This is a genomic window from Legionella maioricensis (genome assembly GCF_023618015.1).
GTDB classification, from domain to species: Bacteria; Pseudomonadota; Gammaproteobacteria; order Legionellales; family Legionellaceae; genus Legionella; species Legionella maioricensis.
This window is the reverse complement of the sequence record NZ_JAJKBJ010000004.1, coordinates 48,437-74,224: the sequence shown is the minus strand read 5'-3', so window position 1 is coordinate 74,224 and position 25,788 is coordinate 48,437. Positions and strand designations below refer to the sequence as shown.

Sequence of the window (25,788 nt, the reverse complement as noted above, 5' to 3'; positions counted from 1 at the left end):
CAGTAGGGGTGCATTGGAAAAAAATATAAGAATCAGTTATGATTGTCGTCTAAAAATTTAAAAAAATAACAAAATGAAATACCTTGGGAAACAACAAATATTTTTCTTTTTATGCTGTATTACTTTAGGTTTGACGGGTTGTGTTGATCTGTCTGGCGCTAAATTAACCCCTGAAAAAAAGGTGACTTATCATTCAAATAAGTCTATTAAGCCTTCCGCTCAAAAAAAGAAAACTCATGCCTCTAAATCTCAAGGGGAAATACATACCATGCTTGGTGGTTTAGGAATGTTTAGTGTGGGCATGAATACGGTTCGCGATGATCTTGCCAAACAATACAAGAATGTTTCTGCCTCCAGTAATATGTGGTATAACGCAGGGGATGTAACTAAAGCGATAACTCATTATTATTACACGCATAAAACTCATAGACCTATTATATTAATGGGCCATTCCTTGGGGGCTAATGAGCAAATTAAAGTGGCTCGCAACCTGAATGCGGCAGGAGTGCCTGTTGATCTGCTGGTGACTGTAGACGCTGTATCGCAAACCATCGTACCTCCCAATGTGAAACACGTACTCAATGTATATAAACCAGGTTATGTTCCTATGTTTAGTGGACTTAAATTGAAAGCGGTGGACCCCAACGCAACACTAATTGAAAATATTAATGTCGATAATTTAAAAAATATCAATGTAAATCACTTTACTATTGATAAAGATAAAGTCGTTCAGGCAATGATACTAGACGAAGTTAAAAAGGTGTTAATTGATGGCAATAGAAAGGGCGCTTAAGCAGCTAAATCCTAAAATTTGTGTTATTGGTGCTGGTCCAAGCGGCCTTGCTGCGATTAAAAATCTGCAAGAGCAAGGATTAACCAGCATTACCGTTTTTGAAAAGAATAATCAAATAGGTGGTAATTGGGTTTTTGATGAACACAATAACCATTCAAGTGTCTATGAAACAACTCACATTATTAGTTCAAAACGCTGGTCGGAATTTGAAGATTTTCCTATGCCTGCAGATTATTCTGATTATCCATCGCACAGCCAACTTTTAAATTATTTTAGAAGTTACACGCAGCATTTTAATTTAGAAAAATACATTCGATTTAACAGTACCGTTTTAAAAGTAACTCGGAGTGATGAGCAACAATGGCATGTCGTGTATGAGGACGAGCATGGTACCCATAATGAGTATTTTGATTATTTATTAGTGGCCAATGGACATCATTGGGATCCTGCCTGGCCTCAATATCCTGGTGAATTTAGTGGGGAGACACTTCATTCTCATCAGTACAAAAAAGCTTCCATTTTCAAAGATAAACGCGTCCTTGTAGTTGGCGGAGGGAATTCTGCTTGTGATGTTGCGGTGGAAATCTCCCGAATTGCGCCAAAAACATGCATTAGTATGCGCAGAGGCTATCACATTTTTCCAAAATTTATTTTCGGTAAGCCCACCGACGACGCGGTGGCAAAAATTCAATGGATGCCATCTTGGTTGAGACAAAAGTTAATTGCTTTAGTGATTAGAGGTTTACAAGGTAGATATCCCAAATATAAATTAATGAAGCCAGATTGCGGTCCTTTAGAAATACATCCAACTATTAATACAGAATTGCTGTATTTTATTCGTCATGGCAAAATAATGCCTCGTCCTGGCATAGTACGTTTTGAAGATAAAAAAGTTCATTTTACAGATGGTACTCAAGAAGAATTTGATACGGTCATTTTTGCAACCGGCTATCAAATCAGTTTTCCTTTTTTTGATAAGGACTGCCTGGATTTCAGCAATTCAACTAAAATCCCGTTGTATCGTAAAATGATGCATGCAGATTTTGATAATCTTTATTTTATTGGCTTATGTCAACCTCAAGGATGTATTTGGCCGCTAGCTGATTATCAATCTAAAATAGTAGCCCGTATTATCAATGGAACGCTGAAAAGACCTGAGCAATTGCATAAGAAAATTGCGCAGGAAATAAATAAACCACATCATCGGTTTAAATCCAATATGCGTCACGCTTTGGAAGTAGACTATCATATTTTTAGACGCGAATTATTGGATATGCTGCGCTAAACCATCATCCGGAACGTAGTGAAGGATCTCCAAAAGCGGGCAACTATGCCAGTTTTAGAAGAGCGCTCACTATGTTCGACATGACGTTTTTCCAGGTCGGCTGAAGCTCCTGAGGTGTCTGAGTTTCCCTGATTTATTGAGAAATTATGATTATCTCTAGACTATGGATTTTTACGTTTTAATAACGAGCCAATTAATTTCTCTATATTATTAAGATGGGGCTTGTCTTGAAGTACAATGGATTGGGTCCTTTCCTCACAATATCCTTTAACTTCTTTATCAGGCATTATATAAAATCGTTGCTGCTCCACTTCCTGCACTATATGCTGAGCGACTTCCATTGCCGGACGTGAGTGGGACATCAGTGAGTTTAATGAATCATGAAAAGGAGAATTTTTTTCAACCGATTGATTAGATAATAATGCAGTATCGGTAAATGATGGAAACGCGATTGAGACTTGAACCGGTTTTTCCAAACGCTGCAGATCAAAATAGAGCGATTCAGTTAATGCAAGAACAGCATGCTTCGACATGGCATACGAAGCCATTTGTGAGCCGGAACATAATGCATATAAACTAGCGATATTGATGATGTGAGAATTAAAGCTCTGCTTGAATAATAGCGGAATAAATGCCTGAATCACATGAATCATACCGTATAAATTCACATCCATAACCCGATTAATTTGTTCTGGTTTTAACTCCCATACCGGGGCTAAACTACCTATGATGCCTGCATTATTATATATCCAATCTACACGACCTAATTTCTTAGCAGTGAGCTGCACCAACTGATTCACTTCATCCGGGTTAGTTATATCACAACGAACATGAAGCACCTGGTCCGGAAATTTGACCATCAATCGGTTAGCCTCATCGTTGAGTTTAGAGCCATCTTTATCGGTCATAACTACCGTAATGCCTTTTTGGAGGCAAACAAGACTTAAAGCGAGTCCTATGCCGCTCGCAGCACCAGTGATTACAGCTACTCTCATGTTTATTTCCTAATTTTAAATAAAAACAGAATTAGTGGTGATGCAGGCAAACTTATTTGCGTACGCCCCGGGTTCAAGCAGCTGACTCCTACACACCTCTTTGCAACCTGGATCAGTCCTACACCGACGTCCCGCGACTTGTCCGCGGGACACAGGCTGAGATGTGGCAGCCAGAAGCAGGCCAGGCTATGAAACACATGCCTAAAATCACATTCAATAAGTATACCCCATTACTCTGGTTTTTAAGTCAAAATATATAGGTATTTGCTATACTTAATTAATGCATACTCTTTAAAAAGGAATTATTTTGAATAATAGTGAAATACCAGAGCCTAATGAGTTTCCGTATGAGCCGCAAGAATATCCGTCAAACCCAGAACCAATAGAACCGGGATATCCTGGCACACCAGAGCCTGAACCAAGTCAAGCTCCTGAACCTAATGATTAAGATTAATCTTGGTCGCTCATCAGATTTTTTAGTGCCGCGCCGATATTATCAGCCCTCATTAAACTTTCGCCTATGAGAAAGGTATTTATTCCGTGGGCTTGCATGAATTTAATATCCTCTCGGGTGTTAATGCCGCTCTCGGTAATAACCATTTTATCCTCAGGAATAAAATGTTTTAAATCAATGCTGAGTTGAATATTGGTATTAAAGGTATGAAGACTGCGATTATTAATACCGATTAGTGGTGTAGGTAAGAGTAATGCTCTATCCAATTCTTCCCTGGTATGGCTTTCTACAAGAACAGCCATCTTAAGTTCATGAGCCAACTGACAGAAATCGGCTAACTGTACATCGTCTAACATGGCAACAATAAGTAGAATACAATCAGCGCCTAAGGCCAAACTTTCATGGATTTGGTAGGGATCAATGATAAAGTCTTTGCGAAGGACGGGAAGAGGGCAATGATTTTTTGCCAAGGCTATATAGTCAGGATGACCTTGAAAAAACTCAATGTCGGTAAGTACAGACAAGCAACGTGCACCATTCTGGGCATAAACAGTTGCAATTTCAGCCACATCAAAATGTTCTCGAATTACTCCTTTGCTTGGGGAGGCTTTTTTAATTTCAGCAATAATTGCAGGTGTTGAATTGGGTTGCAGGGCTGCTATGAAGTCGCGCCTATTAATTGATGGCTGTACTAAAAGAGAGTTTAACGGTTTACTTTTTTTTGCCTGAGCAATTTCTTCCCGTTTATGATGAGCAATTTTTTGTAATATACTATTCATGATTTTATTCTTTAGTCAAAGTTTGAGTTAATAGACGAAGCTGATTAAAACACTGGGCTGCTTTACCGCTATCGATGGCTGTTTTTGCTTGTTCTAGTGCTAAATCAAAAGAAAGGTCATCGCTGGCACAATATATTGCAGCAGCAGAATTAAGCAGAACTATATCGCGTGCGGCGCCTTTATGCCCCGCAAGTACTGCATTGATTAACTCTAAACTGTGCTGAGGTGAATCAACGATGATTGGATCTAAAGATTGATGTTTGATGCCATATGCTTCAGGAAGAAGTAACCATTCTTTAAATGCTCCTTGTTTGTATTCAACAATTTCTGTAGGAGCTGCAATACTGATTTCATCCAGACCGTCTTGAGAACTAACTACTAAAACATGTTCGCTCCCTAAATTAGCGAGCACGGTGGCTAAAGGTTTTAACCAGCTATTGGAGAATACACCGACCACTTGTTTTTTTACTTGGGCAGGATTGATTAAGGGGCCTAATAAATTAAACAGAGTCCTAATTCCTAATTGTTGGCGTGCTGTACGGGCATGTTGCATGGCTGGGTGATAGTGAGGGGCAAATAAAAAAGCTAAGTTACATTGTCTGATACAAGTTTGCATCTGAACGTCTGAAAGATTAAGCACAAAACCTGCCTGCTCCAATAAATCAGCGCTCCCACTGCGACTTGAAACGGAACGATTCCCATGTTTGGCCACTGGAATTCCACTTGCAGCAACCACAAAACTACAGGCCGTGGATACGTTAAAGGTATTTTTACCATCACCGCCGGTACCAACAATGTCAATTAGATTGGCGCCTAGCTCTATTGAGTGGGCTAATTGCCGCATGACTTCAGCAGCCGCAGTTAATTCGTTAACCGTTTCACCTTTCATTCGCATTAGGGCCAAAAAAGTAGCAATTTGTAAATCGTTTAATTGACCTGTCATGCAAGCGTGAATCACCTCTTGCATTTGAGCGGAGGTTAAGTCTTGTTTGGCAATAAGTTGTTCAAATAGGAGACTGGGTTTCATATTCTAAGAAATTCTCTAATAGTTGCAAACCATATTGGCTTAGGATTGCTTCAGGATGAAATTGTAGACCAAAAAGCGGGTATTGACGATGCGAAATTGCCATAATTGTTTGTTTTGCCCATGCATCTATTGAAAAACATGAAGGCAAACTAGCTATCTCAACAGCTAAAGAGTGATAACGGGTTGCCTGGAATGAATTGGGAATATTCTTAAATACTCCTTGGTAATTATGAATAATAGTTGATGTTTTACCATGCATAATTTCAGGTGCTGGTATAATGTTGCCGCCAAATACTTGTGCCAGACATTGGTGGCCAAGACAAATGCCTAAGATAGGGATATTTCTATAAAATTCTTGAATTACAGCCAGAGAAATACCCGCTTCGTTAGGCGATTTGGGGCCCGGCGATATGACAATATATTGAGGTGCCAGCTTCTTTATTTCATTCAGACTAATTTTGTCGTGTTTAAAAACCATAACATCTTGATCTAAACATTGAAAGTATTGGACCAGGTTATAAGTAAATGAATCGTAGTTATCAATGAGTAAGAGCATAAAAGAGAGTTGAATCTTAGCGATACGATTTTAAACAGGATGATATTCTAGCATAACACTTAGAGATGTATTCAAATTAAAAAGGACTTTAAAGAGTGAGTTTCCTTTTCTCTTGGAGTAGTGAGTAGCCTGGGTACTTACAACTAGTGTTTTCCTAAACACAACAGCCCAAGTGCCTGGCTGCACTTAATGAGTCTTATCAGGCTTTTGCAACTTTTCGCGTAATTTTCTCTCACCGACTACTAAAATTATAAAAGTAGGCTATACTTAATAGGCGATTTTATTTTAATCGAAATGGTTTTATTATGAACTTAAACATAAATGGAAATTACTTGGCTGGCTGTGCACAGGGACTAACATCAATTAATAGCCCCCCATTAAAAACGATGAGTTATGAGCAATCTGATGAAGTAAAACAAAATTTCAGTCAGTTATCTCAGCAAATCCCGGTAAACACAGCAGCAAAGGTTGCAGAGGGTACCGCCAATAAAGAGTCTTCTAATCAAACTACTGATTCACCAACTGATAATATAGCCTCGCTTATTTCGTTAATTGAATCCAGTCGTAAAATTGAAGATAACTTGGCAACGATGTCCCAAATACTCTCGTCGCTGCCTGAAAGTCAAGGCCAACTAATGCTTATGAGCTCTGATCCTTCTAATACTGCAAAAGATGGGTTAGTTGCTGAATTAGTCCAGAATTTTAGTAAGATTGACACCAACAAAGACAATCTTGCTTCTTATAATGAAGTATTGGCTTTCCTTAATCGTTACTGAGCGGAGCTTACCAATCCCAATAACCGTTAAAAATTTAACTGCTGCTTGTAATGATAGAAAATACAATACCCTCTGCTTGTTTTCACTAAATAATAATCCTGAAATTAAAAGCAATAAGCCAGGCGCAAAGTAACTGAATAAATAAAAGGAAAATAAGTATCAGCAGGATTTAATTGAGACTCCCCATAACCGGCGGTATAGTGGAACCCAAGTTCTCCCATCAAGTGTTCTGCAATATGGTAATTTAAGCCAACGCCAAAAGCTGGACTTAAACGCCAATCGTCAACAACCATATCTTCACGATGCAGATTAGCGGCTCCTGCACTGGAATAAAGTCTCATTTTGGTATCGGGTATGATAAGCATTACTTTACCCATCAAACTCAACACTTCAGTATTGGTAGTAAATTTTGTCAATCCGTTATGATTGAAACTAAATAAACTAAATGATTCAAAAATGATGTTGGCATAAGGATAGTGAATATAGTTTGCTTCAAGAGCAAAAAATGGGCTAATTTCATATCCGGCTAAAAATCCCCAAACATGACCTCCTTCCTGAGCGCTTACCGGAGTAGACATACTTATAGCTAAATTTTGATTTATTTGACTGGGTACTAATCCTTGCCAAGTGGTAGAGCCAAAGCCCCCTAAGGCGCCTACATAGAAGGGATGGTTGAATCGATCGTTTATCTTAGCATGACAAAAAATTGGGAAAATAAATATAAGGGAAAATAGATATAAGTTGGTTTTTTTATTAATCACAGTTAAATACTCTTTATGATTTTGGCCCTTCTTTTTTTGAAGAGCCAAAGAAATACAATTTAAAAATTAGTTACAGGCTTGCTTGTTCGAACTGCATAATCTACCACGAGAATCGACGCCACCAAAACGATAACAATTCCAGTTATCCATGCAGTCTTGAGTAGTAGTGTAGTGTTGATATTCACACGCTTTTTGTAATGATCCAAATACGCTGATCATACGATTGTAAAGAGCATTCATATCTTGGCACATCCCTGCAGGTAAACCTGAGGAAGTACAATAACAGGTTGCAGCCGTCTTAAAGGAAGAACAAAAACTTACGTGATCAGTAGGTAATGCGCTGGAGCAAGCAAAAACAGAGAGGTTAAAAAAATACATACAAACCAAAAAAATTCTTTTTATCATTTTTTTCAATCCTTGTTAAACTTAAAAAAGAGAACAAAAACAATGTATCAGAAAATAAAACAGCCTGCAAAACACAAAAATATAATATTGGAAATAGTATGATATTTTATAGATTGAACTTTATTTTCTAGGACGACATAGTAATAAGAACTGATAAAAAAAACCATTCTCTAAGTTAAATAGTTTTAGTTAAAGAATGATTTTTTTCATAGCTTATATTATGTCTATTTTCTTCAAGGATAGGAAAGGATGTAAAACTAAGGATTTGTATTATTTCTTTTGCAATCAACTCACGATATTCAGGTCTCAAGTTCGCCGAAATAACCATATACGGTGAATTATTGCTATCATCTCGTAAAAAACATACGTCAAAAACATTGTTTATTTTCAGTAAGTCGTATTGATGATTATTAATAGGCGCTGTTTCTAACCCAAATAAATTAAATTGATTTTGAGGCTCGGAAATAAAGTTTCTGCTCACATTGATATTAATAAGAAAATTATTATCACGTTTAAATGCCCCGAGGCGTTGGGTGCAGAGCTTAAAAATTTTACGGTTTATTTCTGGAATAGAGAATAGGGTTGCATAAATTGAAGTGAAGACATTAATTAAAAAATTTTTAATTATTTTTCTTTTTGAGCGAAAAGTGCCGACTGAAGAGAGTTTTACCAGATCTGGACACTGTTGATGGGGACTCGTATCTATTGTGGATTGATGTATCTGTCTAGATATAGTCTCTAAAGTAGAGTATTTCTCTAATGCTATTTTCACTGGCTCAAGTCTGAGAAAGCATCCGATAGTATCATCATATACTTCATTATCGCGTGTCGATTTGATTATATTTATATAGATGTAAGGAGGCTGAGAACTGTTACTTGGAGCACAATTACGCAAGGCTAATACGATTGCGGCACACAAACCATCATTAACACTGATATGATGTTTGGCACAAAATTGTTTAAGATTATTTAATTTGGATTCCGCTATGTTTGTATAAGTTGAATAAGTTAATTTTTTTGAGTCCATATTTTTTACAACATTAGCAGGGGGAAGGGCAAATAAACCTGCATTTTTTAAGTATTCATCCCAAAAATTAATGTCTCGATCCAAATGTTTGTGGAAATAATGTTGTTCATTAAAAATGTATTCTTTATATGGTTTATCGGTGGTTCTTAACTCAATGCCTGGGTGATTTTTGTAATGAAGATAAGAACGTGATAAATCGGATAATAAAATTTCGGGTGAGAAATCATCACAAACAATATGTGGCATAGTGATTTGTAACTCAACTCGATTGTTTTTCAAATAAAATAATTTTGCCATAATCATGGGGGAGTCTTTGGGCCATGGATAATAGCTGATTAGTTGATTCATGGAGGCTTCAAGTTCTTTTTCGCATTCAGTTTCAGACAAAGATTCCAGATTAATTTCTGTAATGGAAAAAGAGAGATCTTTCTGCAAAAACTGTACTGGGCGCAGCTTTAATATGCGGTAAAATAATATTTCCTGTTTTTTTAAAACGGCATCAAAAGCAGATTCTAAAGCTGTTTTATCCAGTTTACCCAGTAATCGTTTTCTGAACGTAATATTTAATTTTTTAGCTTTCGATTCAAAGGTATCAGATATCCATAACATGAACTGAAAGTCGCTAAGAGGGATATCAACTTCATGGTTAAGCGGTTTGTTTTTTTGTTGGAGTTTCTTTCGTTTTTTTGTCTTGCAAATTACCGCACTTAACTGGGCAATATTGGGAGCATAATAAAAATCTCGTAAAGTTAGATCCGTTTTCAATATGCGATTTATTTTGGAAATAATCCGTGCAGCAGATAAGGAATGTCCCCCTAATTCAAAAAAATCATCATCTAATCCAATTGTTTTGACTCCCAATTCTTCTGACCAGATTTCAGCGAGAGATTTTTCTAAATCAGTTAAAGGCTCTTTATGCTGTTGGCTGGCGCTCAATTGTGGTGCTGGTAATAATGATGTGTCCAATTTGCCATTAGCCGTCAGTGGAAACGAATGAATGCTGATAAATGCATTTGGAATCATGTAATCTGGTAGATGTTTTTGCAGGTATTCGCGTAATTGAGGTGCATTGAGCGTTTTACTCGTGTCTTTCAAAACATAATAAGCGATTAAACAGTCTTCATTTAAAGGGTTTTTTTGAGCAATCACAATTGATGTATCAATGGCTGGATGTAATGCCAAGTATTTTTCTATTTCTCCAGGCTCTATTCTATATCCTCTTATTTTGACCTGAGAGTCGGTCCTTCCAAAATATTCAAGTACACCATCTGCTCGTAATCGACAGAGGTCTCCTGTTCTATATAATCGAGCATTAGGCTCTTTACTGAAAGGATCATGGCGAAATTGTGTTTGAGTAAGCTCCGGTTTATTTAGATACCCTCGAGCCAGGCAGATTCCACCTATATGTAATTCACCTATTTCCTGATTGGAGACCGGGGTATTATTTGCGTCAAGGATCATACAATGGATGTTGTATCCTACTTTGCCAATGGGTACATTTACTCCTAAATCAGAAACATTGGAGCGACACACTTTATATTGTGAAATACCCACGGTGGTCTCAGTTGGACCGTACTCATTATGTAAAATATGCTTGGGGTAAAGTTCCAGCCAGGATTTACAATCCACAGTGGATAAATTTTCTCCTCCTAAAATAATGGTTTTTAAGTAAGGAAGGGGAATGAATTTACTTTTTACTTCCTGTAATAATATTCTGAAAAAACTGGGTGTCAGTTTAATAAGATTAACCTTGGAGTTTTTAAGGTATTTGATGTAATGTCGGACATTTTTTTTTACATCATCATTGCACATCACAATAGTTAAACCCAACATTAGAGGTGCAATTGAAAGGGTTATTGCCATGTCAAAAGTATGATTAGAAGAGAAGTCGATACGGTGTTTGGGACGGATGTTGCAATAATCAGCGAACCAGCGGCAATAATTAACGACTGATTGATGTTCAATTAATACCCCTTTAGGCTTTCCTGTTGAACCAGAGGTATAAATTACATAGGCCAGTTGCCCTGGTTTTATTGGAAGGTTAGGATTTTGAGGCTTCTGATTACAGATTTTTTGCCAAGATTGATTTAAAAGAATTAATTTTCCTCGATATTGAGCAAATTTCTCTTTTAAATCAGATGTTGTTATGAGAATGGGGGTATTACTATCCTTTAGAATGAATAATAAACGTTCTTGGGGGTGTACGGGATCAAGTGGTAAGTACGCCGCTCCTGTTTTTAAAATAGCCAGTATCGTGATGAGGCATTCTAAAGAGCGATCCATGCAGAAAGCGACGGGCGTATCCGGTTTAATGTCCATTGTCAGCAAATAATGAGCAAGCTGGTTTGCTTTTCTATTTAACTCATCATAGGTTAGCGATTGTTTACCAAATAGTGCGGCAACATTATCCGGTTTGTATCTCGCATGCTCTTCAAATAATGTATGTACTGTATCTTGAATATCCACACTATCCTCCGCTCATTATCCTTAAATTTTTAAAGCTTCGCGTCGCTAACTGAATATTTTTACTAATAAAACCAAGAGCTTTTTAACGGGAACGTTTTAGCAGTAACATGTATTATCTTTATTTAGAGTATGGACAAAAATACTAATAATGCCAACTCAGAGGAACGTTGAATTTAATAGATTTTTTTCAACACTCTACTGTATCGGCGAATTGCTCTTGGTACGGTGCTTGAATCTTCATGTACTGTGTCATGTACACTCCAGTTCTGCGCTTTGTTCCTTCTCGCACTTCGCTCAACACAGAGGGTTTCGAAAGAAGTCTAATGAATGATAGATAAATTAAAATTTAGGTAAAATTTTATCCAACCATTTGGGGAGATACCAATTCCAACTTTCTAAAAGCGCCATAGTTGCTGGTACTAAAAGGGTGCGGATTAGAAAAGCATCCACAAAAATAGCCACGGCAATACCAAGGCCAAAAGCTTTCACCATCAACACATCGGCTACTAAAAATGAACCGCAAAGTACGATCACAATAATTGCAGCGCTGGTAATAATACGGCTGCTTTTTTCAATACCAAAAACAATACTATTTCTGTTATTACCACTCATCTCATGAGCTTCTTTAATTCTGGAGAGTAAGAAAACCTCATAGTCCATAGAGAAACCAAATAAGGCACAAAAAATAATCACCAGTAAACTTATATCCAGTAAGCCTTGGGGTTGAAAATTAAGTAAATGAGACAAGTAGCCGTCTTGAAAAACTAAAACCAAAGCACCGTAACAGGCGGAAAGGCTTAATAAATTCATTAAAATTGCTTTAAAAGGTAAAAATAACGAGCGTAATAGTAAAAGCAGGATGAGGTAACTGAAGACCATTATCCATAAAATGGCATAAGGAAGCACGTGATAAATACACTCTAATACTTCTTTATTGCTTACCGGTTTACCTGTTATCTGGATACTTAATCCAGGACTCTTTACCTTGTGTAAATCAGTTATTAATTGATCGGTCTGGGGGGAGTGTATAGGATATTTACTAACCACCGATATTACGGTGACATGCTTATGAGTTGTTGTAGCTAATAGTTTCTTAATATCGGCTTTGTCCATACCTTGTTGGGTATGGTACAGAGTGTAATATTGTTTTTTTGTTAAATCAGAATCAGTGGTGACTATACTATTCACTTTCTTTATTAGCGGATTTTTTTCCAATTTTTTGGTTAGGTCATATAATTTATAAAGATTTTTTTTAGATAAAATGGGCCCTGACTGTGATTTGACTACCAATAAGATGGGAGTTAATTCATTGATATTAAATTTTTCAGCATAGGTATCATAAAATTTCCGATTTTCTGATTTTTCCGGGAAAATTTTATAGTCGGAAATTCCAAATGTAGCAGATAAAAATGGATATCCTAGTAGCAATAAAAGAATGAGGACGGAGCAAAAGAACATAAGAGGGTAGTTCACTACTCTTTCAGCTATCCAATGCCAGATGCTGGGACGCTTTTTATCCTTTCTGAATGATCTTACTGATAAGAGATTAATTTTTTTATCCAGAACGGAAAGAATTGCCGGAAGCAATATGATTGCTATCAGCATGGCAACCAACACAGCAATTAATCCTCCGACCGCAACAGAAAAAAGAATATTGATTGGAAATAAAAATAAAGCGCTCAGGCTTACTAAAACAGCCAGTCCACTAAAAAAAATGGCTTTTCCGGCATGGGCTTGAGTTACTGCTATTGCTTCGATTGTATTTAATCCGTTATCCAATTCGTCACGAAAACGACTGATAACAAATAAGGAATAGTCCAGACTAAGACAAAGACCTAACAATAAGGCAATATTTAGCGTAAAAATGGACAGGGTAAATAAATGGCCTAAAAAATAGAGGGTTGTAAGGATGATTAAGGCACATCCTCCGCCTAAAACAACAGGAAGGAAGGCAGCTACTACCGATCCAAACACTAGAATCATCGTTATTATGGCTACAGGAGTTGCAATAAAATCTGCTTTATACAGATCGACTTGTGTTTGTTTTGTAACTTTTTCTATAAAAAATGGTTCTCCTCCAGTCTGCACGGTCATGTTTGAAGGGTTTTTTATAGATGCTTTAAATTGATCAAATAATTTATCTGAAATTGGTTTATTGGTTTTAATGATCACCACTACATAAGCTGTATGCTTGTCTTTGGATATTTGTTTTTTCTTGTCAGGAAAAATGATTTCATGCTTCAGTGGAAAGTCTTCTAAATCAGCTAATGATTGCTTTATTTTTTTTAAATACAAAGGATTAGTGGCTAAAAGGTTGGGGCTATAATACATAATCATGAGTTTATTTTTGCTGTCATAACCCAATTCCTTATCTAAACGCTCTTCGGCAATGGCGCTGGATGAGTGTTCATCAATAAATCCAGTCGTTTTAAACGGAGTGATAATGTGGGGTAGGAACGGAAGGCAAGATAATAGAATAAGCACCCATAATAGTATAATAGGCCAACGAAGCTTATAGATAAATTTTCCTAACAGGTAAAATTTAATATTCTGCATTTCTTATAGCGTTCCTTCACCAAACGAAGTTGGAAAAATAAATACCATTATTTAAACATATTAGCTTAATTTTGTTGTCACTGTTTGATTCTAATTATTTTTTTTAAGTTAATAGTGCTTCCAGGAACGATTTTTTGACTTGAGGGCCCGAGTAACAAACAGCACAGTTACTCAAGCGAAAGCCATAGGCATCAATGGTTCGTATAATAGAGGTTATTGAAAAAAAAGGATTTTCTGCTTCAAATTTATTGAATTGGCGACTTATCTTATTTTACAGTCTTCAGGGAGTAGCTCTTCATGTTCAGGAAGAAGTTCGCCTGTTTTTTTCATATTGCGAAGTTTAAATAAAGTCACTTCTTTCAAAGAGGGGAACTCTTCCCTTTCTGGGGTTTTACATACAAATTTCCTGAGTAGATTCTTGCCTACTGCTTTGGCAACGGGACTTACCAAAAATGATCGCTCCAAAGCTAAATCGCGCGCTTCACTAACTCTTTGTTCACTGAAATTTTTGTATGGAGTCTTGCTAGTATTCTCCGCGTATTTATCTATTAATGCTTTTACATTCATCATTTGTCCAGAGGGGGACTGTTCTTGGTAAATAGGCTTGGAAATTTTACTCTTTATCGTATTAATAATCTCTTTATCCACCAGACATAATTCTGTATTGCTATCCAATGGTCGGCCAAGCGCCGCTGCAAATCTTGAGAAAAGAGGAAGCTGATTAAGATCATGTTGCATTGATGTATCTGGGCGGGACTTGGAGGTACTGGTCCACAAATCAGTGAAGTATTGTATCTCAAAGGGGGTATTATATTCTCTTAATTGTTCAGCTTCTTTCTCGTCAAGTGTGTTTCCTTCCAGAAAAGACAGTATTGCATTTAATTGTGGGTAGTAAAAGGAATAATAGATTTGGTAGTCCTGGGTTTTGTTATTAACTAAACGCAAACGTAATGTTGCCTCTTGAACATCATAAACAAGTTCATCAATGTGTAGTAATCCGGAAAATTGTTTAAGAGTGTTTTTAAATATATGCTTCAAAGTATTAAATCCCTCTATTTTGCTAACAGCATGTTATGAAAAAAGAATATAGGCTAAATTTGATATTTTATAATGTAAAATCTTCACCCAGATAGACCGCTCTGACTTGTTTATTAGCAAGAATAAGTTCAGGAGTTCCCTCGCATAAAATTTTTCCCTGACTGACTATATAGGCGCGTTCGCAGATATCTAGAGTTTCTCGAACATTGTGATCCGTGATTAAAACACCAATGTTTTTACTGCATAAGTGTTGAATGATTTTTTTTATGTCGATTACAGAAATAGGATCGACACCGGCAAAAGGTTCATCAAGCAAAATGAAAGACGGTTCTATAGCTAAGGCTCTGGCAATTTCAACGCGTCTCCTTTCTCCTCCGGATAAGGCCATACCCATGCTTTTAGTGAGATGGCTAATATGGAATTCCTGGAGTAACAGATCCAGTTTTTCTTCTCGGGCCTGGTCATTCAAATCTTGTCTTAGCTCGAGAATGGCCATTATATTTTCTGCAACCGTGAGCTTGCGAAATACAGAGGCTTCTTGAGGAAGATAACTAATGCCTAATCTTGCTCTTTGATGCATTGCGTCATGGGTTATATCCTTGTCGTTAAGAATAATTTGTCCTTCATCACAAGATTGCAAACCAACAATCATGTAAAAGCAAGTGGTTTTTCCCGCTCCATTAGGGCCTAATAAACCAACACATTCTCCTTTTCTGATGTTAATACTGATTCCATTAACTACAGTTCGGGACTTAAATGATTTTTTTAAATTTCGCGCTTCTAATATGCTCATGTCGGTTTTTTCTCAGGGTAGAGAATGATAGTTGTTCTTGTTTTCCCATCGCTTTGGGACACTACATGCTGCTTAAGAGTATCATAAGTTATTTTAGCGGCGGATAAAGAATTAGGGCCTTGTTCAACATGGGCATTGCCAATTAATTCTATTAAGTGACGCAAAGGGTAATAACGGATAGTATCGGCATAAGCATGCAATGGGGGCTTATTGGGATCAGTTTGGGTCCAATAATGGGCTTGTTTGCCTTTAGTGCCATTTGCTATAGCTAACGTTAATTGATTTTTAATATTGGCCTTGGTAATAGCGTTAGTAGCATGAAGGTTTGTTGTTCCTTGGGTAAACTCCACATTCCCTATATAGGTACCTTTATGGTTTAGTTGATTTAAATCCGCTGAGTCTGATACGACATGCATTATCTGTTCTTTGTCAGAAGGCAGGGCAAATCCAACCGCTGCAATCGCCATGAACAACAAAAATAAACCGCTTTTAACCTTTAGCTGGGGCATAACTTCCTCTAGCTTGATGGAGTAATTCTACTCGTTTCTCATCCAGATAAGCATTCATTCCAGTTGATTCTACTATATTACCAGGTTGTTCAAAGGTTACAAAAAGATCGGTTGTTGCTTTTTTCAGCTTAGGATAATAGGTGACTTCTTCAGTCTTTAACGTGCTTTCCTGGGTATTATCTCCTGGATTTTGATGAACTATGACCCTTTTGATAAAAATGATTCGTTCCCCCCCGTTAAAAGACTTTGCTTTCTTTGAGCGAATTTCCCAGGAGGGCTGATCTGCTTGAGCAATAACAATGTGAGGAGTTTTGAGCAGATGGATGTCTTCTTTGGGAATATGTTGCATCAACGGGGTCGTTAACACGTTAGTTAATAAACCCTCGCTATTAAATTGGCGCACCGTTAACTGCGAAATTGTTGTATCAATGGTAGAGGACAACGTCTCATTATCCAATCTGGAGATTGTTTCTAAATTCACATAATACCATCCTGAGATGGCAAGAATGAGTAAGGTGAAAAATAGCCAGATTGCTTGTTTGGCAGCATTCATTGTTTTAGATAACCTGCTAAGGCTAAATCCGCTTTATTTTGTGCATTGAGGATTAAGTCACATAATTCACGAACTGCTCCGCGACCACCAGTCTGTTCCGTTTGCCAATCAGCAAATTCCTTAACCTGACGCACGCCATTAGCTACTGTAACACCAAATCCCACTTGCTGAATGATAGGTAAGTCAGGTAAATCATCCCCTATATAGGCGAATTGTTCGTCTTGGAGACCTAAGGTTTTTTTGAGTTGTTGATAGGCATCGCGTTTATCAACCTGACCTTTGTAATAGTGAGTAATACCTAATTGCTGCATTCGATGATCTACTACGGCATTGCGTGCGGTAGTAATGACTGCAACTTCAATTCCGGCAGCCATTAGTAATTTTAAACCCATGCCATCTTGCACATGAAAAGATTTAAGCTCATTACCATGGTTATCAATATAAAGCAGACCATCAGTAAGAACCCCATCTACGTCACATATAAGGCATTTGATTTTTTTTGCTTTCTCTAATAATTCATTCATGTTATTTCTCTATTTAAAAAACGCCAGCTTTTAGCAAGTCATGTAAATGGAGCACGGCGTGAGGTCTGTTATCATCATCAATGACTACTAATGAGGTAATGCTGTATTTTTGCATAATAGCCAAGGCTTCTGCGGCAAGCATGCCTTTGCGAATCGTTCTTGCATTCTTTGTCATTACTTCTTTAATTTGGGTCGTATTAATGTCGAATTGACGAGTTAAGGTTCGGCGTACATCGCCATCCGTATAAACACCGACCAGATAGCCTTGGTTATCAATGACACAGGTCATTCCCAATTTTTTATCCGTGACCTCAATTAACGCTTCGCTGATTGTTGCATTTTGATTCATTAATGGCAGCTGGCTTCCTGTATGACATAATTCATCGATACGAAGCAGAAGCCTTTTACCCAAGCTGCCTCCGGGGTGTGATAAGGCAAAATCTTCAGCACTAAACCCCCGGGCTTGCAAAAGGGCGATAGCCAAGGCATCCCCCATAACCAGGGAAACTGTAGTACTGGTTGTTGGAGCAAGACCAAGGGGGCAGGCTTCTTGTTTGATACTGACATCTAAATTAACATCGGCTGTTTTAGCTAATATGGAGTCAACATTACCTGTAAGGGCAATAAGTGGGACTTCCAACCGTTTTAATAAAGGAAGTAAAGTAACAATTTCATGGGTATTTCCTGAATGGGAAATTGCAACTACGGTGTCCTGGCGTGTGATCATCCCCAAATCACCATGACTTGCCTCTCCGGGATGCATAAAAAAAGCAGGGCTTCCTGTACTGGAAAAGGTTGCCGCTAATTTATTAGCAATATGACCGGACTTTCCCATTCCAGTGACCACAATACGACCTTTACAAGCCAATAATAATTCACAGGCTTTTTCAAATCGGGCATCGATTCGCTGGGTTAGTTCAAAGACAGCTTGTGCTTCAGTTTCAATTACTGCTAGTCCAAGTGTGCAAAAATTCATAGTTTATATAGTTTGTCTTTTGCGTATTTTTCATTCTAACATAATGTTTTTGATTGATGTAACCTTATTTTTTTTCATGATCCAAATTTTTTTTTATTCAAATGCAATTAAAAACCGCATTTTTTTGCGAAGCAGTATATACTTCTAAATTCTGACTAAAAGTGGAAATGAGAGCATGCCTGAAAATTGGGTCGAAATTCAAAATCTGATCTTTACAAGGGGTGACCGCTACATTTTTAATGATATTGATATGGTGGTTAAACAAGGCAAAATCACTGCCATCATGGGGCCTAGCGGTTCTGGAAAAACGACTTTATTACAATTAATTGGCGCCCAATTAACGCCTGACTCTGGCGAAATCCGTGTTCTGGGTGAGAATATACATCGTTTATCTCGTAAAGCGCTGTATGAGGCAAGACGTAATATGGGATTACTTTTTCAGAGTAGTGCGTTATTTACCGACCTTTCTGTATTTGAGAACGTTGCTTTTCCTTTGAGAGAACATACCGAATTAAATCCTTCCATGTTACGTGATATAGTACTCATGAAGCTTGAGGCGGTTGGGTTGCGTGGCGCGGCAAATTTGATGCCTGATCAACTCTCGGGAGGGATGTCCAGACGAGTGGCATTAGCTCGAACTATAGCACTTGATCCGCAACTCATGATGTATGATGAGCCGTTCACTGGACAAGATCCTATCTCTATGGGGGTTTTGGTTCGTTTAATAAAACGCTTGAACGAGTTGTTGCAAACAACAACCATTATTGTGTCACATGATGTTGAAGAAACATGTTCTATTGCGGATTATATTTACTTAATCGCTGGTGGAAAGATTATAGGACAGGGGACTCCGGCTGAGTTGATTGCATCTTCAGAGCCCCGGGTGAAACAATTTATGCATGGAGAAGCTGATGGGGTGGTGCCTTTTCATTATCCAGCAAGGCCCTATACGGAGGAATTATTAGATGCTTGAGACAATTGCGCGTCTTGGTAATCGTGGCGCATCTATTTTGCAACGCATTGGTGGTTCAGGACTATTTTTATTTGCTATGCTGTTGAGACGGCCTGATGTTCCCAGATTATGGCCGTTATTACGCCATCAACTTTATTTTGTTGGTGTGTTATCCTGTTTGATTATAGTCGTTTCCGCTTTGTTTATTGGTATGGTAGTGGGACTGCAAGGTTATAATACCTTACAAAAATTTGGAGCGGCCAGCCAGTTAGGTCAGTTATTGGCTTTAAGTATTGCTAGGGAGTTAGGTCCCGTGGTCAGCGCCCTGTTGTTTGCCGGGCGTGCTGGTTCTGCTTTAACAGCAGAAATCGGTTTGATGAAAGCGACAGAACAATTATCCAGTATGGATATGATGGGTGTTGACCCTCTGGGCCGAGTAATATATCCCCGCTTTATAGCCGGGTTTATTTCTTTACCTGTTCTGGCGTTAATTTTTTCAGCAGTCGCTATTTATGGCGGGTACTTTATCGGTGTGCATTGGCTTGGTGTCGATGATGGAAGTTTTTGGTCCAATATGCAGGCAGCAGTTAATTTTCGTATAGATATATTAAGTGGAATTATCAAGAGTATAGTTTTTGCTTTTGTAGCAACCTGGATTGCAGTATTCCAGGGGTTTGAGTGTGTGCCTACAGCGGAGGGCATTAGTCAAGCGACGACTAGGACTGTAGTATATTCCTCGCTTGCTGTTTTAGGGCTCGATTTTATGTTGACTGCAATGATGATTGGAGATTGGTAAATGAATAAGCAACGTTACGTAGACATAAGTGTGGGGATATTTATGTTGCTAGGCCTATTGGCTTTATTCGTAATGGTAATGAAAGTCAGTAATATTTCTGATTTCATGTCCCATAAAGGCTATCAAGTGACAGCAGACTTTACTGATATAGGTGGTTTAAAGGTTCGTGCACCAGTTACAGTTGCTGGAGTTCGAATTGGGGAAGTGAGTCGTATTGAATTGCAACCCGGGGAGCTTAATGCCAAAGTTACTATGACTTTACGAGGCGACAAAAAGATACCTTATGAGGATGCATCTGCACGAATTTTGACCGAAGGCTTGCTTGGCTCCAATTATATTAGTATTGTTCCAGGTTTTGAAGATGAAGACAGTAAAGATCATCCTTACTTACGTGAGGGAGATGTGATCGCTAAAACTCAAGAAGCAATTATTCTTGAGAATCTTATAGGTCAATTATTATTTAATATTAAAAAATAGGTGAACCATGAAGGTACTTAAAACAATTTTATTAGTTGCTTGTATGTCTTTATCGCAAACCATGCTTGCTCAGCCATCACCCGTACCTATGTTAGAACGAGCTGCTAATGCAATTATTGCAACTCTTAAGGCAAATAAGAGCAATTTAAAGAGTAATCCCGGCATTATTTATAGTGCAGTCGAAACCCATCTTTTGCCCAACGTGGATGTGGCTGGCATGTCGCGTTCTGTTTTAGGGAGACAAGCATGGAATAAGGCAACACCTTCTGAAAGAGCCCAGTTTTCCAAAGCCTTTACTCGCTTAGTTATTCGTACCTATTCCAGTCCTTTAGCTCAATACTCTGATGAAACAGTACAATTTTTACCATTAAGAGGAACATTAAACAGCCGATTTATGCGTGTAAACAGCGTTATTGTTCGTTCAGAAGGTCAAAATATCCCACTAAGTTATAGTTTGGTTTCCAAGAATGGCCAATGGAAAATATATGATATAAGTGTTGAGGGTGTGAGTTTACTCCAAAGTTTCAGATCGCAATTTGCCCAAGTATTGCAGCATTCAAGCATTAACGAAGTAATTCGCCAAATGCAGCAAAAGCAAAGTAAAAAGGCCGCATAATTGTGGAATTAATTAAATTTAAACCAGGACCGCTTCTCACATTTCAGTCAGTGATATCTGTTCGAGCGAAACTCTATAAAGCGCTCATGGAAGATCCAAGCGACAGATTTTGTCTTGACTTAAGTGAAGTGACGCATTGTGATAGTGCTGGCTTGGCGTTATTGATTGAGGCCAGCAAATTGTGTAAACAGAATAACAAGATTTTTGAAGTGATTGGAATATCGCCTGAGACTCAATCTTTGGCTGAATTTTGTGGGGTAAAGAGTATTTTAGAAACAGCTTGAATATAAAACCTGAGTAAGTAACTAATCCTCATCCGCTAGAAATATAAGCCTGCCTAAAGCAGGCTTGTGCCTATGATATAAATTAATATCGCATACTCTTTTGGAATGGAGGTACTACCCTCCCATTTTATTTTTCTATAGCAGTTATAAAAAAATTGTATTTATTTCAATTAGTGAGCTAACTTTATGTTAAGTAATGAAGAAATTGAACAAAGATTTAAAGACATGGAACATGTGTCTTATGTAAAGGTAGAAGGTGATGGTTATCAATATCAATTAACAATAGTAACTGACATCTTTCTGGATAAGTCCAAAGTGGCAAGACAGCAATGGGTCTATGCACAACTAAAAGACTTGATTACCACCGGAATGCTTCATGCGTTAAGCATGAAGACATGGACAAAAGAAGAATGGGGGAAGCAACGTGGATAAATTATTGATAAATGGTGGTAAAGCATTAAATGGGGAAGTGGTTATTTCCGGTGCAAAAAATGCAGCCTTGCCCATTATGGCTGCAAGCTTGCTTGCTAGTGACCATGTAACAATTTCAAATGTTCCTCATCTTAAAGACATTACTACAATGATGGAGCTGTTAGGCCAACTGGGTGCTCATTTAATCGTTGATGAAAAAATGAATGTTCAGGTCGATGCCAGTCAGGTAAACGAGTTTGTGGCACCTTATGATTTAGTTAAAACCATGCGCGCATCAATTTTGGTATTGGGGCCTATGCTTGCTCGTTTTGGTAAAGCGGATGTTTCTTTGCCTGGTGGTTGTGCTATTGGTACACGACCTGTCGATTTACATTTAAAAGCGCTAAAAGCAATGGGGGCTGATATAACTGTTAAAAACGGCTATATTAATGCACGTTGCAAAAAAGGGCGATTGCAAGGCAAGCGTTTAATGTTCGATACAGTTACCGTTACTGGTACCGAAAATATATTAATGGCGGCTGTGCTTGCGGAAGGAACTACGATTATTAAAAATGCAGCACGGGAACCTGAAGTAGTGGATCTGGCTAATTTCCTGATCCAAATGGGCGCTAAAATTTCTGGTGCTGGAACATCAACTATAGAGGTTGAAGGCGTTGAAGCCCTTGCTGGTGGCACGTATTCAGTGATGTCAGATCGTATTGAGGCGGGTACTTATCTTGCAGCAGGTGCGCTCACTCGAGGTCATGTTACAGTGAAGCGGGTGCGGCCTGATACCTTGTTATCTCAACTATGTAAATTTGAAGAGGCCGGTGCAGAATTGACCATAGGGGAAGATTGGGTCAGTTTAAATATGCATGGTAAACGTCCTCAAGCGGTAAATATTTCTACAGCGCCTTATCCTGCATTTGCAACGGATATGCAGGCTCAGTTTATGGCTATGAACTCTGTAGCTGAAGGATCTTCTACTATAGTTGAAACAATATTTGAAAATCGGTTTATGCACGTGCAGGAATTACAACGTATGGGGGCTCAAATTCAACTCAATGGTAATACCGCTATTATTAATGGGGTTGAAAAATTAACGGGTGCTCCAGTGATGGCAACAGACTTACGAGCCTCTGCAAGTTTGATTTTAGCGGGGTTGGTTGCTGAAGGCGAAACAGCTGTTGAGCGTATTTACCACGTGGATAGAGGTTATGAGCGTATAGAGGAAAAATTATCTCTATTGGGTGCAGATATCAAGCGAGTTTCTGAAAGGTGATTACACGTAACGAGTTATCTCTTTATTTGCACGAGTTTTTGAATTGTGCTCGCTATAATGATTATGCGCCAAACGGCCTTCAGGTTGAAGGCGAGGAAAAAATCAAGCGGATTTGTACTGCCGTAACTGCCTCGGAAGAAGTTATTTCTCAGGCAGTTGCCTGGCAGGCAGATGCGCTTTTAGTACATCATGGTTATTTTTGGCGAGGTGAAGATCCTGTCATTACCGGCATGAAGCGCCAAAGAATTGCTAAATTGGTGAACCATAACATTAATTTATTCGCTTATCATTTGCCTTTGGATTGTCATTTTGAGCTTGGCAATAATGCCTGTTTGGCAAAATTATTGTTAGTAGAGTCAGTTCAAATGCACAAAGCAGGTAATACCGAGAATCTTCTTTGGTCGGGTAAATTATCTAATCCTATGAAAAGCCAGCTATTTACGGAGTTTTTAGAAAAAAAATTCGGGCGCAAACCTTTGCATATCGCAGGAAATAATAAAATAATTACTTCTATAGCCTGGTGTAGTGGGGCCGCGCAGGATTTTATTGAAGAGGCAGATAGATTAGGTGTTGATGCTTATCTTAGTGGGGAAATTTCAGAACGTACTTATTACCAGGCTAAAGAATTAGGGATTCAATATTATTCATGCGGGCATCACGCAACGGAACGATATGGAATTCAATCATTAGGCCAATATCTTTCGCACTATTTTGAATTAGAGCATCTGTTTATAGACAGCAATAATCCTATTTAATAATGACTCGCTGAACCGATATTGGGCCTGAAAAAGCTCCAACTAACAATAAGCTAACTTTTAAAGCTCAACTGAGGTGACGGCAATAAATTATGTGCAATACAGTTCTCAGGAGAGCAGAATAAAGATTACAGTTTACTGAAAAACTATTTCGTTTGTAATATTCGTCAACTCCTCAGGGATTATTGTTCTATTTTTATAAGTGCCTGTGGCAAATAGTCCGATTCCTGAGAGGGCTGCTGCAACTCCGATGCAGGCTACTACAATTCCTGGAATACCCAAAGTAGCCGCATTAAGCACTGTAAATGCTATGGCCACGGCAGCAATGCCAGCCGTGGCTATAAAACCACCTAAAATCATCATACTAATATTCGATAAGGATGATGAATCAGTGTTTAACTCACTTTGTCGATAAGGCTCTTCTTGTATGCTTTGTGTTCTCAAACGTTCTTGTTCGAAGTGATGCTCCTCTGCCAATTGAATTTGTAAGACCACTTGTTGTGCCAGGGAATTAATTGCAGTGGTTTTCTCGATAATAGCAGCAGTAATTTGAGGAGGCTCTCCGTTTATTTGCAGAGTTGCCAGTGCAGCCAATACCTCACTTTTGTTATGGGCAATGATAGTGCTTAACTGGTGTAATAACTCATCGCGACGCTCATCGACCAGCTCCACTGTGGTGGCTTTGTCAAATGTTACCGGCAATCCATTTAATAGTTGTACGTAATCTTTGATAACCTGATCTGCGTCCCTCTTTTGTGCCTCTTCCTGCTGGCGTTGACGTTGCTCTTTTAGGATGTGTTCTTCCAGTTGTTGTGCCATGGAATTAATTGCCATGGTTTTTTCCGCGATGGCGGCATTAATTTGAGGAAGTTCTCCGTCTATCTGCAGAGTTGCCAGTGCAGCTAATACGGTATTTTTGTTATGGGCAATGATAGAGTTTAATTGGTATAACAACTCATCGCGACGCTCACGAACCAGTTCCACGGTGGTGGTTTTGTCAAATGTTACTGACAATCCATTTAATAGTTGTACGTAATCTTTGATAACCTGATCTGCGTCCCTCTTTTGTGCCTCTTCCTGCTGGCGTTGATGTTGTTCTTTTAGGATGTGTTCTTCCAGTTGTTGTGCCATGGAATTAATTGCCTTGGTTTTTTCCGTGATGGCAACGCTAATCCGAGGCTCTTCTCCACTTGTTTTCAGCGGGACTGATATCGCTAATTGGGCAGTGATAATGTTTAATTGGTGTAACAACTCGATACGACGCTTTTGAACAAGTTCCTTGGTGTTGGCTTCGTCAAATGTTACTGGTAATTTGTTTATTTTTTTTTCGTATATGCGTATCACTTTTTGAGTTTGGACTTCCTCTGCCGTCTTGTTTTGTTGTTCCATCCGTTGCTGTTCTAGTAGCTTTTCTAATTTTTCTATTTTAAATTCTGATGAATTATCTGTCTTTAATCTCTTGAAAGAATCAACCAAAAATTGAGTCGTTTGGAAAGTGCCATAATCTTCTATAATGGACATGAAGTGATCGACATCAATTTTTAGGCTGTACTCTAAATCCCTGAATGTTTTTCTTTCAAACTCATTGAGATGCAAAATTGGTCTTTTAGACTCATCCATCTCTAGATATTTCTTAATGGGAGCTAAATACGGAATAAAATCATCATTCCAGATAGCCTTATCATTACTCATTTTAAGACAGAGCAGGGTTAATCCCATAATATGCCTGGAAAATTCAGTTAAAGTTACTGAGCTTGGGGGGGCTTCTTCAAATCTTAAAAAAGATTTTTCAACAAGCAGTAAAAAAAACTCTATTTCAGGGTTGTGCTTTACTTGGCGAACTGTTAAAAAAAGCTTATCCAAAAAATCTTTGCCTTCACTTCTATTTTCCTTGGGAATTTTTTCAAGCAACTCATACATTAAAATTGAATGCCACATTGAT

At 38.2% G+C, this 25,788-nt stretch carries 27 protein-coding genes; 12 read left to right on the top strand and 15 right to left on the bottom strand.

Features of this window, described 5'->3' with window-relative positions; translation table 11 throughout:
• Positions 1–73 precede the first annotated feature (73 nt).
• Positions 74–793 carry a hypothetical protein gene (locus LOX96_RS05225; RefSeq protein WP_250420991.1) on the top strand — a complete coding sequence of 240 codons (720 nt, stop codon included), beginning with the start codon at positions 74–76 and terminating at the stop codon, positions 791–793.
• Complete coding sequence (locus LOX96_RS05220) at positions 771–2,078, top strand: flavin-containing monooxygenase (RefSeq protein ID WP_250420990.1); 1,308 nt, start codon at positions 771–773, stop codon at positions 2,076–2,078. Before LOX96_RS05225 ends, LOX96_RS05220 begins: the two co-directional genes overlap by 23 nt.
• Positions 2,079–2,239: 161 nt before the next feature.
• Here LOX96_RS05220 and LOX96_RS05215 read toward each other — a convergent pair whose 3' ends face one another.
• On the bottom strand, positions 2,240–3,073 hold the full coding sequence (locus LOX96_RS05215; protein WP_250420989.1) for an SDR family NAD(P)-dependent oxidoreductase: 834 nt from the start codon (positions 3,071–3,073) through the stop codon (positions 2,240–2,242).
• Between the two features lie 307 nt (positions 3,074–3,380).
• Between LOX96_RS05215 and LOX96_RS05210 the strand changes: the two genes are divergently transcribed.
• The gene (locus LOX96_RS05210; protein ID WP_250420988.1) at positions 3,381–3,521 is read left to right on the top strand and encodes a hypothetical protein; all 141 of its coding nucleotides are present in this window, start codon (positions 3,381–3,383) and stop codon (positions 3,519–3,521) included.
• 2 nt (positions 3,522–3,523) lie between these two features.
• Here LOX96_RS05210 and trpC read toward each other — a convergent pair whose 3' ends face one another.
• The 3 genes from trpC to LOX96_RS05195 are packed head-to-tail and all read right to left on the bottom strand — an operon-like array spanning position 3,524 to position 5,889.
• Complete coding sequence (gene trpC, locus LOX96_RS05205; protein WP_250420987.1) at positions 3,524–4,306, bottom strand: indole-3-glycerol phosphate synthase TrpC; 783 nt, start codon at positions 4,304–4,306, stop codon at positions 3,524–3,526.
• 4 nt (positions 4,307–4,310) lie between these two features.
• Positions 4,311–5,333: an anthranilate phosphoribosyltransferase gene (trpD, locus tag LOX96_RS05200; protein ID WP_250420986.1), complete on the bottom strand. Its 1,023-nt coding sequence runs from the start codon at positions 5,331–5,333 to the stop codon at positions 4,311–4,313.
• Positions 5,311–5,889 (bottom strand): anthranilate synthase component II, encoded by a 579-nt coding sequence (locus LOX96_RS05195; RefSeq protein ID WP_250420985.1) that lies wholly within the window; start codon positions 5,887–5,889, stop codon positions 5,311–5,313. The genes trpD and LOX96_RS05195 overlap by 23 nt, the downstream gene beginning before the upstream one ends.
• Positions 5,890–6,194: 305 nt before the next feature.
• Here LOX96_RS05195 and LOX96_RS05190 point away from each other — a divergent pair, with 305 nt between their 5' ends.
• Entirely contained in the window at positions 6,195–6,665 is a 471-nt protein-coding gene (locus LOX96_RS05190) for a hypothetical protein (RefSeq protein ID WP_250420984.1), read from the top strand.
• 104 nt (positions 6,666–6,769) lie between these two features.
• Here the strand turns inward: LOX96_RS05190 and LOX96_RS05185 are convergent, their stop codons facing one another.
• The 10 genes from LOX96_RS05185 to LOX96_RS05140 all read right to left on the bottom strand — a co-directional run bounded on the left by LOX96_RS05185 (position 6,770) and on the right by LOX96_RS05140 (position 18,273).
• On the bottom strand, positions 6,770–7,426 hold the full coding sequence (locus LOX96_RS05185; RefSeq protein WP_250420983.1) for an outer membrane beta-barrel protein: 657 nt from the start codon (positions 7,424–7,426) through the stop codon (positions 6,770–6,772).
• 66 nt (positions 7,427–7,492) lie between these two features.
• Entirely contained in the window at positions 7,493–7,831 is a 339-nt protein-coding gene (locus LOX96_RS05180; RefSeq protein WP_250420982.1) for a hypothetical protein, read from the bottom strand.
• Between the two features lie 175 nt (positions 7,832–8,006).
• Positions 8,007–11,324, bottom strand: coding sequence for an amino acid adenylation domain-containing protein (locus LOX96_RS17615; RefSeq protein WP_250420981.1), 3,318 nt, complete (start codon positions 11,322–11,324; stop codon positions 8,007–8,009).
• Between the two features lie 339 nt (positions 11,325–11,663).
• Complete coding sequence (locus tag LOX96_RS05170; protein ID WP_250420980.1) at positions 11,664–13,880, bottom strand: MMPL family transporter; 2,217 nt, start codon at positions 13,878–13,880, stop codon at positions 11,664–11,666.
• Positions 13,881–14,141: 261 nt separating this feature from the next.
• Positions 14,142–14,918, bottom strand: a complete 777-nt coding sequence (locus tag LOX96_RS05165; RefSeq protein WP_250420979.1) for a hypothetical protein — start codon at positions 14,916–14,918, stop codon at positions 14,142–14,144.
• A gap of 67 nt (positions 14,919–14,985) precedes the next feature.
• The gene (lptB, locus tag LOX96_RS05160) at positions 14,986–15,711 is read right to left on the bottom strand and encodes an LPS export ABC transporter ATP-binding protein (protein WP_250420978.1); all 726 of its coding nucleotides are present in this window, start codon (positions 15,709–15,711) and stop codon (positions 14,986–14,988) included.
• Complete coding sequence (gene lptA / locus LOX96_RS05155) at positions 15,708–16,220, bottom strand: lipopolysaccharide transport periplasmic protein LptA (RefSeq protein ID WP_250420977.1); 513 nt, start codon at positions 16,218–16,220, stop codon at positions 15,708–15,710. Before lptA ends, lptB begins: the two co-directional genes overlap by 4 nt.
• The gene (gene lptC, locus LOX96_RS05150; RefSeq protein ID WP_250420976.1) at positions 16,201–16,773 is read right to left on the bottom strand and encodes an LPS export ABC transporter periplasmic protein LptC; all 573 of its coding nucleotides are present in this window, start codon (positions 16,771–16,773) and stop codon (positions 16,201–16,203) included. The genes lptA and lptC overlap by 20 nt, the downstream gene beginning before the upstream one ends.
• Positions 16,770–17,297 carry a 3-deoxy-manno-octulosonate-8-phosphatase KdsC gene (gene kdsC / locus LOX96_RS05145; RefSeq protein WP_250420975.1) on the bottom strand — a complete coding sequence of 176 codons (528 nt, stop codon included), beginning with the start codon at positions 17,295–17,297 and terminating at the stop codon, positions 16,770–16,772. Before kdsC ends, lptC begins: the two co-directional genes overlap by 4 nt.
• Before the next feature lie 13 nt (positions 17,298–17,310).
• A complete protein-coding gene (locus tag LOX96_RS05140) occupies positions 17,311–18,273 on the bottom strand; it encodes a KpsF/GutQ family sugar-phosphate isomerase (RefSeq protein ID WP_250420974.1) in 963 nt (320 codons plus the stop codon).
• A gap of 175 nt (positions 18,274–18,448) precedes the next feature.
• On the opposite strand from LOX96_RS05140, the gene LOX96_RS05135 reads away from it, so the two are divergent.
• The 8 genes from LOX96_RS05135 (at position 18,449) to LOX96_RS05100 (ending at position 23,846) form a co-directional block, all read left to right on the top strand.
• Positions 18,449–19,246, top strand: a complete 798-nt coding sequence (locus tag LOX96_RS05135) for an ATP-binding cassette domain-containing protein (RefSeq protein ID WP_250420973.1) — start codon at positions 18,449–18,451, stop codon at positions 19,244–19,246.
• Positions 19,239–20,021: a lipid asymmetry maintenance ABC transporter permease subunit MlaE gene (gene mlaE, locus LOX96_RS05130; protein WP_250420972.1), complete on the top strand. Its 783-nt coding sequence runs from the start codon at positions 19,239–19,241 to the stop codon at positions 20,019–20,021. Before LOX96_RS05135 ends, mlaE begins: the two co-directional genes overlap by 8 nt.
• The gene (gene mlaD, locus LOX96_RS05125) at positions 20,022–20,498 is read left to right on the top strand and encodes an outer membrane lipid asymmetry maintenance protein MlaD (RefSeq protein WP_250420971.1); all 477 of its coding nucleotides are present in this window, start codon (positions 20,022–20,024) and stop codon (positions 20,496–20,498) included.
• Positions 20,499–20,505: 7 nt separating this feature from the next.
• Positions 20,506–21,114: an MlaC/ttg2D family ABC transporter substrate-binding protein gene (locus LOX96_RS05120; RefSeq protein ID WP_250420970.1), complete on the top strand. Its 609-nt coding sequence runs from the start codon at positions 20,506–20,508 to the stop codon at positions 21,112–21,114.
• 2 nt (positions 21,115–21,116) lie between these two features.
• Positions 21,117–21,398, top strand: a complete 282-nt coding sequence (locus tag LOX96_RS05115; RefSeq protein ID WP_250420969.1) for an STAS domain-containing protein — start codon at positions 21,117–21,119, stop codon at positions 21,396–21,398.
• 186 nt (positions 21,399–21,584) lie between these two features.
• Positions 21,585–21,830 (top strand): BolA family protein, encoded by a 246-nt coding sequence (locus tag LOX96_RS05110; RefSeq protein ID WP_250420968.1) that lies wholly within the window; start codon positions 21,585–21,587, stop codon positions 21,828–21,830.
• Positions 21,823–23,091: a UDP-N-acetylglucosamine 1-carboxyvinyltransferase gene (gene murA, locus LOX96_RS05105; RefSeq protein ID WP_250420967.1), complete on the top strand. Its 1,269-nt coding sequence runs from the start codon at positions 21,823–21,825 to the stop codon at positions 23,089–23,091. Before LOX96_RS05110 ends, murA begins: the two co-directional genes overlap by 8 nt.
• A complete protein-coding gene (locus LOX96_RS05100) occupies positions 23,088–23,846 on the top strand; it encodes a Nif3-like dinuclear metal center hexameric protein (protein WP_250420966.1) in 759 nt (252 codons plus the stop codon). Before murA ends, LOX96_RS05100 begins: the two co-directional genes overlap by 4 nt.
• Positions 23,847–23,981: 135 nt before the next feature.
• On the opposite strand, the gene LOX96_RS05095 is transcribed toward LOX96_RS05100, so the two are convergent.
• Complete coding sequence (locus tag LOX96_RS05095) at positions 23,982–25,784, bottom strand: hypothetical protein (protein WP_250456353.1); 1,803 nt, start codon at positions 25,782–25,784, stop codon at positions 23,982–23,984.
• Between the last annotated feature and the right edge of the window lie 4 nt (positions 25,785–25,788).

Excerpts from the sequence above, each read along its gene's own strand:
- LOX96_RS05220 (WP_250420990.1), top strand. The coding sequence starts at position 771 with ATGGCAATAGAAAGGGCGCTTAAGCAGCTAAATCCTAAAATTTGTGTT.
- LOX96_RS05215 (WP_250420989.1), bottom strand. The coding sequence starts at position 3,073 with ATGAGAGTAGCTGTAATCACTGGTGCTGCGAGCGGCATAGGACTCGCT.
- trpD (WP_250420986.1), bottom strand. The coding sequence starts at position 5,333 with ATGAAACCCAGTCTCCTATTTGAACAACTTATTGCCAAACAAGACTTA.
- LOX96_RS05140 (WP_250420974.1), bottom strand. The coding sequence starts at position 18,273 with ATGAATTTTTGCACACTTGGACTAGCAGTAATTGAAACTGAAGCACAA.
- LOX96_RS05225 (WP_250420991.1), top strand. The coding sequence starts at position 74 with ATGAAATACCTTGGGAAACAACAAATATTTTTCTTTTTATGCTGTATT.
- mlaD (WP_250420971.1), top strand. The coding sequence starts at position 20,022 with ATGAATAAGCAACGTTACGTAGACATAAGTGTGGGGATATTTATGTTG.
- trpC (WP_250420987.1), bottom strand. The coding sequence starts at position 4,306 with ATGAATAGTATATTACAAAAAATTGCTCATCATAAACGGGAAGAAATT.
- LOX96_RS05195 (WP_250420985.1), bottom strand. The coding sequence starts at position 5,889 with ATGCTCTTACTCATTGATAACTACGATTCATTTACTTATAACCTGGTC.
- kdsC (WP_250420975.1), bottom strand. The coding sequence starts at position 17,297 with ATGAATGAATTATTAGAGAAAGCAAAAAAAATCAAATGCCTTATATGT.
- lptA (WP_250420977.1), bottom strand. The coding sequence starts at position 16,220 with ATGCCCCAGCTAAAGGTTAAAAGCGGTTTATTTTTGTTGTTCATGGCG.
- LOX96_RS05135 (WP_250420973.1), top strand. The coding sequence starts at position 18,449 with ATGCCTGAAAATTGGGTCGAAATTCAAAATCTGATCTTTACAAGGGGT.
- LOX96_RS05170 (WP_250420980.1), bottom strand. The coding sequence starts at position 13,880 with ATGCAGAATATTAAATTTTACCTGTTAGGAAAATTTATCTATAAGCTT.
- LOX96_RS05190 (WP_250420984.1), top strand. The coding sequence starts at position 6,195 with ATGAACTTAAACATAAATGGAAATTACTTGGCTGGCTGTGCACAGGGA.
- LOX96_RS05110 (WP_250420968.1), top strand. The coding sequence starts at position 21,585 with ATGTTAAGTAATGAAGAAATTGAACAAAGATTTAAAGACATGGAACAT.
- mlaE (WP_250420972.1), top strand. The coding sequence starts at position 19,239 with ATGCTTGAGACAATTGCGCGTCTTGGTAATCGTGGCGCATCTATTTTG.
- LOX96_RS05095 (WP_250456353.1), bottom strand. The coding sequence starts at position 25,784 with ATGTGGCATTCAATTTTAATGTATGAGTTGCTTGAAAAAATTCCCAAG.
- lptC (WP_250420976.1), bottom strand. The coding sequence starts at position 16,773 with ATGAATGCTGCCAAACAAGCAATCTGGCTATTTTTCACCTTACTCATT.
- LOX96_RS05120 (WP_250420970.1), top strand. The coding sequence starts at position 20,506 with ATGAAGGTACTTAAAACAATTTTATTAGTTGCTTGTATGTCTTTATCG.
- LOX96_RS05180 (WP_250420982.1), bottom strand. The coding sequence starts at position 7,831 with ATGATAAAAAGAATTTTTTTGGTTTGTATGTATTTTTTTAACCTCTCT.
- lptB (WP_250420978.1), bottom strand. The coding sequence starts at position 15,711 with ATGAGCATATTAGAAGCGCGAAATTTAAAAAAATCATTTAAGTCCCGA.